Raw genomic sequence first — 15,554 nt, forward strand, 5'->3', positions numbered from 1 at the left:
GAATGTCCTCCTTTTGATATGTCTTGTTGCAGTTGGCAGACCGCAGCTTTATTATATCAAAAGGAGTTTTTTTACTATACTCATCGCTAAAGCTTTTTCTGAACTCCCGGCATAGCCGGGAGTTTTCGTATTACAACAAAAAAGCGCATACGCTTACGCGTATGCGCTTTAATAAAGAAAATCTTACTTTATAACTTCTTTTGCACTTGAAAGCATATCAGCCGGAATAGTAAGTCCTAAAGAATCGGCTGTTTTCTGATTCAAATATAGATCAAGGATATCAAGGTATTTTACCGGAATCTCACTTGGTTTTTTACCGTTAAGAATCTGAACCATTATTTCACCGGTCGCCTGACCAACAATTGTATAATTCATTCCAACTGCCATCAATCCGCCATTTTTAACCATGCCCTCTTCGCTTACGAAATAAGGCTTTTTGCTGTCTATTGCAGTCTGGATGGCTGTCGGCATTGCTGAAGCAATTGCGTTATCTGTGGGTGAGAAAAGAATATCAACTTTTGGAGCAACAGAAGAAACTACCTGCTGAATCTCGCTTGTATTAGCAACGGTGCCGTCAACAACTTCTTTTCCGTTAGTTGATGCCCATGCCTTTAGCTCATCTATTGAAGATACAGAGTTTATCTCACCCTTGTTATAAATAGCACCGATTGATTTGAAATTAGGATATAATTTCTCAATTTGTTTCATAAGCGGCTCAACTTTGACATAGTCGGACACACCTGTAACATTTTTATCTGGAGCTTTAACATCTTTGACTAGATCCGCTTTAACTGGATCTGTAACAGCTGAAAATACGACAGGAATATCTGTTGTTTCGCTTACAACCGCCTGTGCAGCAGGTGTAGCAACAGCTAAAATCAGATCAACTTTTTCAGATACAAACTTCTGGGCAATGGTTTTGCAGTTTGCGACTTCACCCTGAGCATTCTGGAAGTCATAAGTAATATTTTTATTCTCAACAAATCCTGCATCGTTTAACGCTTTCTTTGCGTTTTCAGTTACAGCGTCAAGAGCAGGATGCTGAACATATTGCAGAATACCTACTTTTAATACTTTGTTAGATTTACCGGAAGAACCCGAAGAACCGTTAGCACAACCAGTCATCAATAGAGAAATTGCAAAAACTGCTGTAAGTAAAAGTGCCACTACTTTTTTCATAAAATCAATCCTTTCAGATATTATATGTCAAAAACCCATTCAAGGGCATTTGATTAAATTTAGCACTTTACAGTGTTAAACTGCAAAGGTAATTTGATACGGGGGTAAAACCCCCGTTATTGTAGATTATTAACCTAATAAAACACTATCTGTTACAAATTCTGAACCGCTCTTCTGAGTAAATAATTCAATAAGTTTCTGCTTTGTCATACCAGCACGTTCTTCACCTTTGATGTCAAGGATTATTCTCCCCTTGTCCATCATTATTGTTCTGGTGCCAAACTCTAACGCGTGCTTCATATTATGAGTTACCATTAGAGTTGATAAATTATATTTTTTAACCAAATCATTAGTAAGTTTTAAAACAGTTGCGGCAATCGCAGGATCAAGTGCTGCCGTATGCTCATCAAGCAGTAATAATTTAGGAGAAACCATTACAGCCATAAGCGTTGTCATAGCCTGACGCTGGCCGCCGGAAAGAAAGCGCACCTTTTGTTTGAGCCTGTCTTCAAGTCCGAGATCAAGCTGTTTTAGCTGTTCTTTAAAATATTCAGTATCCTTAGCTGCTATGCATTTCTTTAAATTTTTTGACTTACCTTTCATGAATGCCAGTGCCATGTTTTCTTCGATTGTCATGTCAAATGCAGTGCCCTTAAGCGGGTCCTGAAAAACTCTGCCTACAAGCATTGCACGTTTATAATTTGGAAATTTAGTAACGTCCTGTCCGTCAATATATACCTTGCCTGAATCCGGGATATAATCACCTGCGATACAGTTAAGCATAGTAGATTTGCCGGCTCCGTTGCTGCCGATTATGGTTACAAATTCACCTTCAGTCAGTTCAAGGTTTATACCATTAAGTACATGCTTTTCATTGACTGTTCCATGCCCAAAGGCAAGATGCAGATTCTCAACCTTAAGCATTGTGCGCATCCGCCTTTCTTTCTCTTATTTTTGCTTTTATAATTTTCTGAATTATCGGGGCAGACAAGCAAATCGCAACAATAACTGAAGAAATTAATCTTAAATCTGTCGACGGCATTCCAAGTTCAAGCGCAAACGCAATAATAAACCTAAACAATACCGCTCCAAGTGATACTGCAATTATCGTCATCAAAAGACCGCCACGCGAAAATAAAACTTCACCGATAATAACAGATGCAAGGCCAGTAACGATCATTCCAATGCCCATATTAGCATCAGCAAAGCCCTGCTGCTGTGCATAAATTCCTCCTGAAAAAGCTATCAGTGCATTTGACAATACTAATCCTATAATTGTCATTAAATCAGAATTTATACCGAGAGCTCTAACCATTGCAATATTATTGCCGGTTGCTCTGAGCGATGTTCCCATTCTCGTTTTTAAAAACCAGTATAGTGCAATAACAACAATCGCCACAACAATTAAAAGGAAAAACGATCTTGCAAACATAAAAATCACCCTGCCTGCACCTTTTGGCAACCCGGCAACAAGATTATTTGCAATATTATCGATTGTATTAAATATTGTTTTCTTACTCATAAGCGGTATGTTTGGCTTACCCATAATTCTAAGATTTATCGAGTAAAGACCAAGCTGTGCTAAAATACCGGATAAAAGAGCTGTTATTTTTAACTTTGTATGTAACAACGCTGTTGCAAGTCCGGCAAGAGCTCCGCCAATTATAGAAACAAAAATCCCGAGAAGCGGTTTACCACTAAATGCGTAAAGTGCCGATATCGCAGCCCCTGTAACAAAGCTGCCGTCAACAGTTAAATCAGGGATATCTTGAATTCGAAATGTAATGTAAACACCGAGCGACATTATAGCAAAAATGAGCCCAAGCTCAATCGCTCCTTTAATGCTAAGCAGTGACATTCTTATACCTTACCTTAATTCTATTAATATTTTATGGTGACATGAATAGTAAACTTTTGTGCTTTAAAGTGTTGATTTTTATAAATGATTGTATAACAAAACAGTCTATATGTCAATAATGCAGGTCGTAATTGTAATTGCTTTTTAAATTGGCATACCCAATCTGGATATAATTAATAAAGTTGGTTTACAATAACGTGGCGATTTTGATATTTTTTTACCTTTTCATTACATAGTCAATATGCTATACTGTTTACATATAAAAGTTTACTAAACAGGTGATAAAAATGGAAAAAAAGCGAATGCTCGTTATATCGATTGACGCTATGGTTTTTGAAGACCTGGAATATTTCAAAACCCTTCCGAATTTTAAGGAATATTCTAATGGAAGTTCATTGGTTCAGCGGATGTTAACTGTATATCCATCGCTGACTTATCCTGCGCATGTTTCAATAATAACCGGAACATATCCTGACAAACATGGCGTTACGCACAACGAAATTTATAAAATTTATGAGGGCCCTACAATTTGGGAATGGTATGGCAAGGCAATAAAAGTCCCAACTTTGTTCGAGTTAGCAAAGAAAAAAGGTTATACAACCGCTAATGTAAACTGGCCTGTAACAGCCGGACTAGATATCGATTACAGCATACCCGAAATATGGCCGCTATATGAAAAAGAAGATCCACGTCCGCTCTTTGAAAAAGTCGGTTCTGCCCCCATTATTGATACAATATTCGAAAAAAACCGTAAGTATTGGGACTGGAAGAACCATCCCGGATACGAGGTATTTGCAACTGCATGTGCTGTTGATATTATAAAAACATACAAGCCTGAATTTATGGCAATACACCTTGCGGAAACAGACCACGAACGTCATGCCAATGGTGTATTCAGTAACTATTTAAGAAAAGCTATAGATTTAACTGACCAACAATTAGGTGATATCTTCAATGCACTAAAAGAAGCCGGCGTTTACGAAGATACAAACATCATAATTCTTGGCGATCATGGTCAGATGGATGTACATAAGGTATCCTGCCTAAATGTCCTTTTTGAAAAAGAAGGACTTATAAAATTAAATTCTGACGGTCATATTGAATCATACGATGCATACTGCAGATCGGCAGGGTTATCTGCTCATATCATGCTTAGCGACCCTGATAATAAACAGCTTTCTGATAAGGTTTATTCACTGCTTAAAGAATGGCAAAAGGAACCTTCATACGGAATAGGCGAGATCTATACCAAAGAGGAAGCCAAAGAAAAATTTCATCTTGAAGGTCCGTTCTCCTTTGTATTGGAAACAGATGGCTGTACAAGTTTTGGCGCATCTGTGCATGAGCCGATTGTAAGAGCTGTGCGTAATGAGGATTATAAATTCTCAAGAGCTACGCACGGTTATAATCCAGCTAAGGGTCCTCAACCCCCATTTATCGTAAAAGGCCCGGATTTTGCAAATAATGTAGAAATTGAAAGGGCTAGCACGGTTGATGAAGCGCCGACAATTGCCAAGGTGCTTGGAATTGAAATTCCCGACCCGGACGGTAAAATACTGACTGAGCTTTTAAAGTAAAATAAGAGCGATTAATAACTTTTTTAGCAAAAAAGTAGTTTTTAGTCCAACTAAAAAGGGTTTGAACCTGTTTATAACAGAGTTCAAACCCTTTATTAAATTCTTAATTAATGCCCACAGCAGTCGCAGTTTCCGCTGCACCCAACAATGGGTTCCGGATCTATTCCCTGTCTCTTATAATAATCGATTAATGCGGATTTTATTGCTTCTTCGGCTAAAACAGAGCAGTGTATCTTTGCCGGGGGCAGTCCCTCAAGAGCTTCTACAACCGCTTTATTCGTAAGTGCCAGCGCTTCTTTTATCGTCTTTCCTTTAACAAGTTCTGTTGCCATCGAACTCGTTGCAACTGCAGCACCGCAGCCAAAAGTTTTAAATTTTATATCCTCAATGACGTCGTTTTCTATTTTCATATATATCTTCATTATGTCGCCGCACTTCATATTCCCGACTTCACCAACTGCGTTAGCATCGGGAATCTCGCCGACATTACGCGGATTTCTGAAATGATCCATCACTTTATCACTGTACATATTGTTTTCTCCAATTTCTATTTATTCAAAACCTTTTCTTCATATACGGGAGACATTGCGCGAAGCCTGTCCACTACCTTTGGTATAACTTCAAGTATATAATCGACATCTTCCATCGTATTTTCATCTCCAAGCGTAATACGAAGCGAACCATGCGCAACTTCATGAGATAATCCTATGGCGAGCAGTACATGAGATGGATCAAGAGACCCCGATGTGCATGCGGAACCTGAAGAAACAGCTATCCCATTTAAATCCATCATAAGAAGAATACTTTCTCCCTCGATGTATTCGATTGAGAAGTTAGCGTTGCCAGGAAGTCTCTGCTTCCTGTCTCCGTTTAAACGAGTATAAGGTATTTTAAGCACGCCGTCAATAAGTTTTTCACGCATTTCTAAAAGGCGCTTGTTTGTCTCATCCATAGACGCACAAGACATCTCAAGGGCTTTCGCAAGTCCCACAGCCCCGGCAACATTTTCAGTGCCAGCGCGCCTTCCGCGTTCCTGTCCGCCGCCAAAAATCAAGTTTGGAAGCTTAAGCCCGTGTTTTATATATAAAGCGCCCACACCTTTCGGTCCATGGAACTTATGAGCTGAAAGCGAAAGCATATCAATGTTCATCTCTTCAACATTGATTGGAATATGTCCCACCGCCTGAACAGCGTCAGTGTGAAATAATACTCCCTTTTCATGAGCAATTTTGCCTATTTCAGCGATCGGCTGAACTGTACCAATTTCATTGTTTGCAAACATCACAGTGACCAGGGTAGTGTCGTCACGTATAGCCGCTCGTACATCTTCCGGTTTAACAATGCCATTTTCATATACATCAAGGTATGTTACTTCATAACCGTTTTTCTCAAGATATTCTAGAGCATGCAGTACAGCGTGATGCTCGAATTTTGTTGATATGATATGGCGACCCTTGTTTTTATACTTTTCTGCAACTCCGCGAATGACATAGTTATCGCTTTCACTGCCGCCAGATGTGAACATTATTTCATCAGCCTTTGCTCCAAGCTGTGTTGCAACGCTAAGCCTTGCTGCATCTAAAGCTTTGAGAGCATCAGCCCCTATTTCATATAAACTTGAGGGATTTCCATAATGTTGTGTAAAATATGGGATCATCGCCTCAACGACTTCTTCTTTTACTCTCGTCGTTGCCGCATTATCGGCATAAACTTTTATCATGTGTTCCCTGACTTTCTATCTATATTTCAAAGCCTGAATCTTTTTGTGTCGGCTGCCGCGACGCCGAAACCGCCATCTGATCACAGGCATTGTTAAATTGATTATCGGCATGACCTTTAACCCAGTTTATAGAAACCTCATGGATTTCCAGCAACTTTAAAAGCATCTGCCACAGATCTATATTAAGCACACTTTTACCGTCTGATTTCCGCCAGCCCTTGTCACGCCAACCGTATACCCAGCGTTTTTGAAGCGCGTCAGCAATGTATTTTGAATCCGTATAGAGATTAACTGCACAGCTTTCCTTTAAAAGCTTTAGCCCCTCTATTACGGCAAGAAGCTCCATCCTGTTGTTTGTCGTATGAAAAAAGCCACCGCTTAGTCGTTTTTCGTACCCATTATATTGCAATATAACTCCGAATCCGCCCGGCCCTGGATTACCGCTGCACGCTCCGTCAGTATACATTGTCACCTGCTTTTTCGGCATATCTTCCTCCGTGCGAATTCTTAATTATACTTTAAAGCTATTTTACCCATCTGTCAATGTTACAGTACAAAATTAACAGAAATTTATCATATTAATTCTATATAGATTATAGGTTTTTAACTTTTTCCCAAAATCCTTTATTCTTTTTTACCTGCGCAGGTTTTAACGTTTCCTGAAATTCCTTTAAAAGATCTTTCTGCTTTTGGGTAAGGTTCTTCGGAGTTTCTATAACTACCGTAAAGAACAAATCGCCCTTTCCTCTTCCTCCAAGCACCGGTACACCCTTGCCCGCTATCTTAAAAGTAGTATGGCTTTGCGTCCCCTCCGGGATCTTAAACTGAACTTTGTCCTCAAGCGTCGAAACTTCAAGATCTGTTCCAAGCGCAGCGTCTGTAAATGAAATCGGAATTTCACAATAAAGGTTTTTTCCCTTTCGTTCAAAAACTGTATGTGGTCTTACTCTGATGGTAATATACAGATCACCGGAACTGCCTCCGTTCAAGCCGCCGGAGCCCTGTCCGTGGATTGAAATTGTCTGGCCATCATCGATACCTGCCGGAATATTTATTTCTATCTTGCGTTTTTTAGGAGATCTGCCAGAACCCTGACACTTAGGACATGGTGTTTTGTTAATTCTTCCTTTTCCGCCGCATCTAGAACATGTCTGCGTTGAATTGAACAGCCCGAATGCCGTTCTTTGCGTGATAGTTCTATGACCAGTACCGCCGCAGTCCGGACAGGTCTCCAAATGCGAGCCCTTGGCTGCGCCCGTTCCCCCGCATTCGTCGCAGGCTTCATTTCTGTTAAGCTCTATTTCCTTTTTAATTCCAAAAACCGCTTCTTCAAAAGCGATTGTCATTGCTATCCTTAAATCTTCACCTTTACGAGGCGCATTTGGATTCTGACGTCTGGTTCCGCCAAAGCCCTCTCCAAAAATACTGCCAAATATGTCGCCAAGATCGGAAAAACCGCCAAAGCCGCCGAAATCGCCAAAGCCCCCGGCGCCTCCCGCATTGAAATTCGGATCCACACCTGCGTGGCCGAACTGATCGTATCTAGCTTTTTTATCCGTATCCGACAGAACCTCGTAAGCCTCGTTGACCTCTTTAAACTTTGCCTCAGCTGTCTTGTCTCCCGGATTCATATCAGGGTGATACTTTTTAGCAAGACGTCTGTAAGCCTTTTTTATGTCATCGGCCGACGCACTTTTAGGCACGCCTAAAACCTCGTAATAATCACGTTTTTGTTCAGCCATGTTATTTCACCTTTAAAATTATGAATATGTTAAAGACCTAAGGGGGGCGCAGCAATGCTGCGTACCCCCTTTTATATCATATTATTTCTTGTCGTCGTCTACAACCTTATAATCGGCATTCACTGTCCCGTCAGGATTCTCCTGCGCCTGTTCCTGAGGCTGCCCCTGAGGTTGAGCCTGTGAATATAGCTTGGCGGATATTTCATAGAACTTTTTAGTAAGTTCCTCCGTCTCGGTTTTCATTTTATCATAATCAGTGCCCTTTGCCGTCTCTTTAAGGCGATCGCACATTTCCTTAATTGATGATTTTTCATCAGCTGAAATCTTATCGCCAAGGTCTTCTAAGGTTTTTTCGGTAGAGAATGCAAGCTGTTCAGCATTGTTCTTGATATCTATATTTTCCTTTTGTTTTTTATCTTCTTCCGCAAATTTTTCGGCTTCTTTTACTGCTTTATCGATATCATCTTTTGAAAGGTTAGTTGAAGCTGTGATAGTGATCTTCTGTTCTTTTCCGGTGCCGAGATCCTTAGCCGAAACGTTTACTATACCATTTGCATCAATATCGAATGTGACTTCGACCTGCGGTACACCACGTGGTGCTGCAGGTATGCCGTCAAGATGGAAGCGGCCAAGGGTCTTATTATAGGAAGCCATCTCTCTTTCGCCTTGTAAAACGTGGACTTCAACAGAAGTCTGACCGTCAGCAGCCGTCGAGAAGACCTGACTCTTTTTCGTAGGTATAGTGGTGTTTCTTTCGATAAGTTTTGTAAATACTCCGCCAAGTGTTTCAATCCCGAGTGACAGTGGGGTAACATCCAGAAGCAGTAGATCTTTTACATCTCCCGCTAAAACCCCCGCCTGGATAGATGCGCCGGCTGCAACACACTCATCAGGATTTATACCTTTAAAAGGATCCTTGCCTGTTATATTTTTAACAGCGTCCTGAACTGCAGGGATTCTTGTCGAACCACCGACAAGCAGTATCTTGGCAAGATCAGAATTCTGAAGTCCGGCATCTGCCATAGCCTTTCTTACCGGGTCAAGAGTACGATTGACAAGGTCAGCAGTCATCTCATTGAATTTAGCTCTTGTTAGTGTAACATCAAGATGTTTCGGCCCGGCTGAATCAGCTGTGATAAACGGCAGATTGATCGAAGCCGTTGTCATACCTGAAAGTTCTATTTTAGCTTTCTCCGCAGCTTCTTTCAAGAGCTGCATAGCCATTTTATCACCCGATAAGTCGATACCGTTGTCACGTTTGAATTCTGCAACCAGCCAGTCAATGATACGCTGATCGAAATCATCGCCGCCAAGGCGTGTATCACCGTTAGTTGCAAGAACTTCGATTACGCCGTCACTTATCTCAAGGATAGACACGTCGAATGTGCCGCCGCCAAGGTCATAAACCATAACTTTTTCGTCTTTATCTTTATCAACGCCATAAGCAAGCGCAGCAGCAGTAGGCTCGTTTATGATTCTCAAAACTTCAAGCCCGGCAATCTTACCAGCATTCTTTGTTGCCTGTCTCTGTGCGTCGTTGAAGTAAGCCGGAACAGTTATAACCGCCTGAGTAACTGTTGAACCAAGATAATTTTCAGCATCTGATTTTAATTTTGTAAGTATCATAGCCGATATTTCTTCTGGTGAATACTGTTTTCCATCGATATCTACACGGTGAGCCGTGCCCATCTGTCTTTTAATTGAAATGACAGTCTTTTCAGGATTGGTTACAGCCTGGCGCTTTGCGACCTGGCCAACCATTCTCTCTCCGGTTTTTGAAAAAGATACAACTGAAGGAGTAGTTCTGCCGCCTTCAGCATTAGGGATTACAACTGATTCTCCGCCTTCCATAACTGCAACACATGAATTCGTGGTACCTAAGTCGATACCAATAATCTTTCCCATAATTAATTCCTCCTAATATATAGATAATTTTCAATATACTAATTTGCAACCTTGACAAGTGTATGTCTTATAACTTTTCCGCCCAGCATGTATCCCTTTCGCATTACCTCTGAGATACTGTTCTGCGGCAAGCTATCATCTTCTATGTGGATTATTGCCTCATGAAGCTCCGGATTAAACTCACCATCCGCCGGAATTTCAGATATATTCAGTTTTTGCAACATATCGGTGAATTTTTTATATACCATATCTACACCGTCTTTATACGATTTATCTGAACATTCTTGAGATATTGCACGCTCAAAATCATCGATAAGCGGGATAACATCGGAAATTGTTGCGCTTACAGCATCATTCCAAAGGCTTTCTTTTTCTTTAGATGTTCTCTTTCTAAAATTATCGTACTCAGCCGCAAGCCTAAGCATTTGATCTGACAATGTTGCTTTTTCCGCTTCAAGAGCCTCAATTTTTTTTGCTGTCTCGTCAACTTCTTCAATATTTGTCTCGATATCATTTACTTCGCTTTTTGTGTCCTCTGAGCTTTCTTCTGTTGTCTTTGCTTCTTCCTTGTTGCAGGCTTTCTCGTTTTTTATTTCTTCTGACATATTAACCTCCGTTATCCAATTTATCCTTGCCGAAAAACGTTTCATTTAAAAGCTTGTTAAGGGATTGCGTGAAATATTCCAGATGAGCGGCAACCTTGCCGTAATTCATTCTTGTAGGACCGATGACCCCTATAACACCAACAGTTTTTTCTCCAATCTTATAGTTACCTATCACGATACTTGAATCCTGCATCTTTACAAGCGGATTTTCCTTTCCGATTACTATTTTTATATCCTCTTCACTGTCTGTTTCGGCAAGCTGTGCCATCATTTCTTTGAGTTCATCCTTATTATCAAGGACTGAAAAAAGATTTTTAACTTTATCAGTACTCTGGAACTCAGGGTATTCCAAAATGTTGGCTGCGCCACCCAAATACACCTCAGCAGAATCTATCTCACGCATTGTATCCGAGATAAACTGCAGTATAGGCATAAGTACAAAATGAAAAGACTGAAGTTCATCCTGAACCTGCGATATAAGAGGCAGAGTGATCGACTCAATCGGGATCCCGGTAAAACGATTATTCATTACAATCCCTATATCAAACAAAACTTCAGAATCTATTGGAATAGTAGATCGAAACACCTTATTCTTGACAATCCCACCGCTTGTCACCACAACAAGCACAAATGAGAAAGAATCAATCGGTATAAAATCAAATCTTTTAATAGACGCGTTATTCAGTTTAGGAGTAACTGCAACGGTAGTTAAATTCATAAGTCCGCTTATCTGTCTTCCGACATCAGCGATTAATTTTTCAAGCTGAGTTGCCCTATTTTGAAGAAGATCGTTAATCCTCTGCATTTCCATAGCCGAAAGTTTATAGTGCTCCATTAAATCATTTACAAACAGCCTATAGCCTTTTTGCGTTGGAATTCTTCCCGCAGAAGTATGAGGCTGCTCAAGATACCCTAAAGACTCAAGTTCAGACATTTCATTTCGGATAGTCGCAGAGGAAAGACCAATACCTGTTTGCTCAGCAATCGCCTTAGATCCTACAGGTTCCGCATTTTGGATATAGTCATTGACTATGGCATAGAGTATTCTCTTTTTTCTTTCACTCAGTTCCACAATCTCACCTTTTCTACTTTTAGCACTCTTATCTCCTGAGTGCTAACCGCAATAATATATTAGCACTCACCCCAAGTGAGTGTCAATAGTCCATTTGTAAACAAAGTATTAATAAATGCACAAATTAATATGATGTTTTCGTATAATATTTACTAATTTAATAAATATATGTCGAAAAATAATAAAAAATATTGTCATAAAATACTTTATCATGTTAAAATACTATCAATATAATATGGGAGGTCGAGATTTTGGAAAAATATTTCAGGCTCAAAGAACATGGAACAACTGCTGGAACTGAAGTAGTAGCTGGACTTACAACATTTTTCACAATGGCTTACATTATTTTTGTTAACCCAGCAATATTGTCCCAGACAGGCATGTCAAAAGACGGAGTATTTGTTGCAACAATTCTTGCATCAGTAATTGGTACTTTAGTGATGGGTCTTTTTGCAAACGTTCCTTATGCTTTAGCACCAGGTATGGGTCTTAACGCATTCTTTACTTATACTGTTTGTTTCGGTATGGGATTCAAATGGCAGGAAGCATTAGCCCTCGTATTTATCTGCGGTATTATTAACATAATCGTTACCGTTACAAAAGTAAGAAAAATCATTATCAGATCAATTCCAGAATCACTTCAAAATGCCATCGGCGGGGGTATAGGTTTATTTATTGCTTATATTGGTATTAAAGATGCTGGCTTTTTATCATTCACAGCCGATCCTAACACATACGTAGTGAACAACGGAACGGTAATAACAGACAGCTCAATAGTGCCTGCTCTTGCAACATTTAGCAAGCCTGCTGTTATACTTGCTTTAATAGGACTAATACTCACAATAGTTCTTCTTGTTCTCAAAGTAAGAGGGTCAATTTTTATAAGTATAATTGCAACTACAATCATCGGCATGTTTATAGGAGTTGTAGATGTATCAAGCGTAAAATGGTTTGACATGAGCTCCGTTTCACATGTTAACGAAACTGCTTTCAAATTCTTCGGCAGTGACGGACTAGGATCAATGTTTGCTACACCAGATAAATTAATTCTTTCTATCGTAACGATATTTGCATTCAGCTTGTCTGATACATTCGATACAATAGGTACATTTATTGGAACTGGTAGAATAAGCGGTATATTCGATGCTAAAGACGAAGAAGCACTTGAAAACGGCAAAGGCTTCAATTCCAAGATGGATAAAGCCCTTTTTGCAGATTCAATAGCTACATCAATCGGTGCTTTACTCGGAACTTCCAATACAACAACATACGTTGAAAGTTCTGCGGGTATTGCTGCTGGCGGCAGAACGGGACTTACAAGTGTAGTTACTGCTATATTGTTCATCCTTTGCTTACCTTTTGCCGGTGCTTTTGGTATCGTTCCTGCAGCAGCGACTGCACCAGCTCTTATCGTTGTTGGTATTATGATGGCTGCATCTTTTGTCAACATTAAGTGGAACGAATTCACCGAGGCAGCTCCTGCTTTCATGACTGTTATTATTATGGCATTTGCTTATAATATCAGCTATGGTATCGCAGCTGGCTTTATCGTATACTGCTTAGTTAAAATATTTAAAGGTGAAGCCAAAAAAGTTCATCCAATCATTTACGGTGCTTCAGTATTGTTTATAATAAACTTTATTATACTTGCAATACGTGCATTACAGAAATAAGCTTTAAAAATTTAACAGCTTGCCGTAAACGGCAAGCTGTTTTTTTTCTATGCAAGAGCCTGCATCATTTCTTCCACCGTAATATCCTTTTGGAGAGCCGCATTTATTGAATAGCCCATCAGCCTCGAACTTGATAAAACTATATCATCAATATCTTTTGGTGTAACAAAAAGATTTAGGTCATATGGGGCAAGCGTTTCAATTGACATTGTGTAAAGCTGATTTCTGTCAAGTTCATTCAAGTAGCGAAATACTGTATCATTTCCTGCCGTCCCTTTTTTCATTTCATCTGATACAAGTTCAATTACATCGGCAGCCATAGTTGCTGCGTTTACTACTGTAGGCATTCCAACGCATACAACAGGAATCCCTATTGTATCCTTTGATATCTCTGACCTTGCATTATCTACACCTGATCCAGGATGGATGCCTGTATCGCTAATTTGTATAGTTGTAGCAAGTCTTGACAGCCTTCTGGCAGACAAAGCGTCTATTACTATTAATACACTGGGACTTATTCTTTCTACAAGACCTTTTATAACCTCAGCTGTTTCAACTCCCGTTTGCCCCATAACTCCAGGGGCAAGAGCGGAGACTGGCCTTAAGTTCTCAAACCCTTTTTCCTCTTTAACATGTCGTGTTACCAGTGTTGCTTTTATTGCCATGGGTCCAAGTGCATCTGCGGTAAGCGCGGCATTTCCGAGCCCAACAACGAGAGCACTCTCTTTTTCGCCTAAGTTCAGCATCTGGGATATTTCATGTCCTATCACAGTCACCGCATTTTTAAACATATCAAAATCGAATCTATACTCGCGCGGCAATTCAACGGTAACATATTTACCCATCCTTTTCCCCATAGCCCGTTCCCCATCTTCATTAACGATTTTCATACGGGAAACAGTAAACCCGTGAATTTTGCTTTCCTCACTTTCAACGCCATTAATTTCTCCGCTGGCTGCTGTTGCAAGTTCACGTGCTTCTACAGCTAAATCTGTCTTAATTGTCGAATTATTAAGCATAACGCCTCCAAATTTCATAACATTTTACAACTCTATTTTGCCACATAAAAACTTGTATTATTATGTAAATTATGCTATCATATGTGCTAATACTAATATTCTAGATATAAATTGGCGTTCCGTCAGCCTAAATGAGCGGAAACCGTGTTAAAAGTTTAACAATCTTTACGGTAATGGGAGTAAAAATGAAAAAAACTAACAGCATTACAAAGAATATTGTCCTTGCTGCTGTACTGACAGCACTAGGGATTGCAATTCCAATGATTATGCCTGTCAGGATTAACGCCGGCGCTTCAACATATACACTTGCATCCCATGTGCCGCTATTTATTGCTATGTTTATTTCCCCATTAATGGCGTTTATCGTTGGGATAGGAACAACTATTGGATTTATTCTTTCATATCCGCTTGTTGTGTGGTTGAGAGCCGCTTCCCACATTATTTGGGCAGTTGCTGGCGCATGGTTGATCCAACGCAATCCCCGCATTCTGTCAAATTCTTTTCAAACAGCAACTCTAGCCGCAATTATTGCTGTAATACATGCTGTGCTTGAAACTATAATTATTCTTTTAATAACAAACTCTGTTAAATCAGCCGGCGTACTGCTAGGCATATGGGGGCTAGGGTTTGTAATACACAGCCTTATCGACTTTGCTCTTGCATATATCGTATTTAAAAGCCTTAAACGCTCTCGTTTAGTATAGAAAAAACTGTTGCAAACGTAAAAAAACAATGTTAAAATAGTTATTACTGATAAAGCGTTAAGGAGGTGGATAATAATGCCTAACATTAAATCCGCAAAGAAAAGGGTTAAGGTTACAGAAGTTAAAACCCTTAGTAATCAGGTTGTTAAGAATACTTTAAAGACCTATATAAAGAAATTTGAAACTGCAACCGCAGCTGGTGATAAAAACGAAGCCACTAAAGTTTATTTAGAAGCTGTTGTTAAAGTGGACAAGGCTGCGTCACAGGGTATACTTCATAAAAATACCGCAGCCAGAAAAAAATCCTATATGACTAATCTTTTAAATGCAATGTAATAAAAAAATCGCACCGTATAGAGAGAGCATGCTGGAATTGGTGTTGCAATGATCAGTTCCAGGTCTTCGGACAAAAAAAATGCAGAAAAGCTTGTGATTATGTTACTAATCACGGCTACCACGGCCAGAGTGGCTAACGTCATGGAGAGGAGCTTCGTGGCTGC

At 39.8% G+C, this 15,554-nt stretch carries 15 protein-coding genes; 4 read left to right on the top strand and 11 right to left on the bottom strand.

Annotation, left to right across the window (positions count from 1 at the left end):
• Positions 1-183: 183 nt before the first annotated feature.
• The 3 genes from Q8865_08245 to Q8865_08255 form a co-directional block, all read right to left on the bottom strand.
• Entirely contained in the window at positions 184-1,179 is a 996-nt protein-coding gene (locus Q8865_08245; GenBank protein ID MDP4153406.1) for an ABC transporter substrate-binding protein, read from the bottom strand.
• Between the two features lie 129 nt (positions 1,180-1,308).
• On the bottom strand, positions 1,309-2,103 hold the full coding sequence (locus tag Q8865_08250) for an ATP-binding cassette domain-containing protein (protein ID MDP4153407.1): 795 nt from the start codon (positions 2,101-2,103) through the stop codon (positions 1,309-1,311).
• Positions 2,096-3,037, bottom strand: coding sequence for an ABC transporter permease (locus Q8865_08255; GenBank protein ID MDP4153408.1), 942 nt, complete (start codon positions 3,035-3,037; stop codon positions 2,096-2,098). Before Q8865_08255 ends, Q8865_08250 begins: the two co-directional genes overlap by 8 nt.
• Positions 3,038-3,324: 287 nt before the next feature.
• Here Q8865_08255 and Q8865_08260 point away from each other — a divergent pair, with 287 nt between their 5' ends.
• On the top strand, positions 3,325-4,614 hold the full coding sequence (locus Q8865_08260) for an ectonucleotide pyrophosphatase/phosphodiesterase (GenBank protein ID MDP4153409.1): 1,290 nt from the start codon (positions 3,325-3,327) through the stop codon (positions 4,612-4,614).
• Positions 4,615-4,721: 107 nt separating this feature from the next.
• On the opposite strand, the gene nifU is transcribed toward Q8865_08260, so the two are convergent.
• The 7 genes from nifU to hrcA all read right to left on the bottom strand — a co-directional run bounded on the left by nifU (position 4,722) and on the right by hrcA (position 11,658).
• A complete protein-coding gene (gene nifU, locus Q8865_08265; protein ID MDP4153410.1) occupies positions 4,722-5,144 on the bottom strand; it encodes a Fe-S cluster assembly scaffold protein NifU in 423 nt (140 codons plus the stop codon).
• A 17-nt stretch (positions 5,145-5,161) separates the two neighbouring features.
• The gene (gene nifS / locus Q8865_08270; protein ID MDP4153411.1) at positions 5,162-6,334 is read right to left on the bottom strand and encodes a cysteine desulfurase NifS; all 1,173 of its coding nucleotides are present in this window, start codon (positions 6,332-6,334) and stop codon (positions 5,162-5,164) included.
• Between the two features lie 19 nt (positions 6,335-6,353).
• The gene (gene rnhA / locus Q8865_08275; GenBank protein MDP4153412.1) at positions 6,354-6,821 is read right to left on the bottom strand and encodes a ribonuclease HI; all 468 of its coding nucleotides are present in this window, start codon (positions 6,819-6,821) and stop codon (positions 6,354-6,356) included.
• Between the two features lie 106 nt (positions 6,822-6,927).
• Positions 6,928-8,076, bottom strand: a complete 1,149-nt coding sequence (gene dnaJ / locus Q8865_08280; GenBank protein MDP4153413.1) for a molecular chaperone DnaJ — start codon at positions 8,074-8,076, stop codon at positions 6,928-6,930.
• 81 nt (positions 8,077-8,157) lie between these two features.
• Positions 8,158-9,981, bottom strand: a complete 1,824-nt coding sequence (dnaK, locus tag Q8865_08285) for a molecular chaperone DnaK (GenBank protein MDP4153414.1) — start codon at positions 9,979-9,981, stop codon at positions 8,158-8,160.
• A 38-nt stretch (positions 9,982-10,019) separates the two neighbouring features.
• Positions 10,020-10,586 carry a nucleotide exchange factor GrpE gene (gene grpE / locus Q8865_08290; GenBank protein ID MDP4153415.1) on the bottom strand — a complete coding sequence of 189 codons (567 nt, stop codon included), beginning with the start codon at positions 10,584-10,586 and terminating at the stop codon, positions 10,020-10,022.
• A gap of 1 nt (position 10,587) precedes the next feature.
• Positions 10,588-11,658, bottom strand: coding sequence for a heat-inducible transcriptional repressor HrcA (gene hrcA, locus Q8865_08295; GenBank protein MDP4153416.1), 1,071 nt, complete (start codon positions 11,656-11,658; stop codon positions 10,588-10,590).
• Positions 11,659-11,909: 251 nt separating this feature from the next.
• Between hrcA and Q8865_08300 the strand changes: the two genes are divergently transcribed.
• The gene (locus tag Q8865_08300; protein MDP4153417.1) at positions 11,910-13,331 is read left to right on the top strand and encodes an NCS2 family permease; all 1,422 of its coding nucleotides are present in this window, start codon (positions 11,910-11,912) and stop codon (positions 13,329-13,331) included.
• Between the two features lie 47 nt (positions 13,332-13,378).
• On the opposite strand, the gene gpr is transcribed toward Q8865_08300, so the two are convergent.
• Positions 13,379-14,350: a GPR endopeptidase gene (gene gpr / locus Q8865_08305; protein ID MDP4153418.1), complete on the bottom strand. Its 972-nt coding sequence runs from the start codon at positions 14,348-14,350 to the stop codon at positions 13,379-13,381.
• Positions 14,351-14,535: 185 nt separating this feature from the next.
• Here gpr and Q8865_08310 point away from each other — a divergent pair, with 185 nt between their 5' ends.
• Together Q8865_08310 and rpsT are read left to right on the top strand one after the other, a co-directional pair.
• Positions 14,536-15,054: a hypothetical protein gene (locus Q8865_08310; protein ID MDP4153419.1), complete on the top strand. Its 519-nt coding sequence runs from the start codon at positions 14,536-14,538 to the stop codon at positions 15,052-15,054.
• Positions 15,055-15,129: 75 nt separating this feature from the next.
• Complete coding sequence (rpsT, locus tag Q8865_08315; protein ID MDP4153420.1) at positions 15,130-15,390, top strand: 30S ribosomal protein S20; 261 nt, start codon at positions 15,130-15,132, stop codon at positions 15,388-15,390.
• Positions 15,391-15,554 lie beyond the last annotated feature (164 nt).

This window comes from Bacillota bacterium (assembly GCA_030705925.1).
Lineage (GTDB): Bacteria > Bacillota > Clostridia > Oscillospirales > Feifaniaceae > JAUZPM01.

Excerpts from the sequence above, each read along its gene's own strand:
- Q8865_08260 (MDP4153409.1), top strand. The coding sequence starts at position 3,325 with ATGGAAAAAAAGCGAATGCTCGTTATATCGATTGACGCTATGGTTTTT.
- nifU (MDP4153410.1), bottom strand. The coding sequence starts at position 5,144 with ATGTACAGTGATAAAGTGATGGATCATTTCAGAAATCCGCGTAATGTC.
- Q8865_08310 (MDP4153419.1), top strand. The coding sequence starts at position 14,536 with ATGAAAAAAACTAACAGCATTACAAAGAATATTGTCCTTGCTGCTGTA.
- Q8865_08255 (MDP4153408.1), bottom strand. The coding sequence starts at position 3,037 with ATGTCACTGCTTAGCATTAAAGGAGCGATTGAGCTTGGGCTCATTTTT.
- dnaJ (MDP4153413.1), bottom strand. The coding sequence starts at position 8,076 with ATGGCTGAACAAAAACGTGATTATTACGAGGTTTTAGGCGTGCCTAAA.
- nifS (MDP4153411.1), bottom strand. The coding sequence starts at position 6,334 with ATGATAAAAGTTTATGCCGATAATGCGGCAACGACGAGAGTAAAAGAA.
- rpsT (MDP4153420.1), top strand. The coding sequence starts at position 15,130 with ATGCCTAACATTAAATCCGCAAAGAAAAGGGTTAAGGTTACAGAAGTT.
- Q8865_08250 (MDP4153407.1), bottom strand. The coding sequence starts at position 2,103 with ATGCTTAAGGTTGAGAATCTGCATCTTGCCTTTGGGCATGGAACAGTC.
- Q8865_08245 (MDP4153406.1), bottom strand. The coding sequence starts at position 1,179 with ATGAAAAAAGTAGTGGCACTTTTACTTACAGCAGTTTTTGCAATTTCT.
- grpE (MDP4153415.1), bottom strand. The coding sequence starts at position 10,586 with ATGTCAGAAGAAATAAAAAACGAGAAAGCCTGCAACAAGGAAGAAGCA.
- rnhA (MDP4153412.1), bottom strand. The coding sequence starts at position 6,821 with ATGCCGAAAAAGCAGGTGACAATGTATACTGACGGAGCGTGCAGCGGT.
- gpr (MDP4153418.1), bottom strand. The coding sequence starts at position 14,350 with ATGCTTAATAATTCGACAATTAAGACAGATTTAGCTGTAGAAGCACGT.
- dnaK (MDP4153414.1), bottom strand. The coding sequence starts at position 9,981 with ATGGGAAAGATTATTGGTATCGACTTAGGTACCACGAATTCATGTGTT.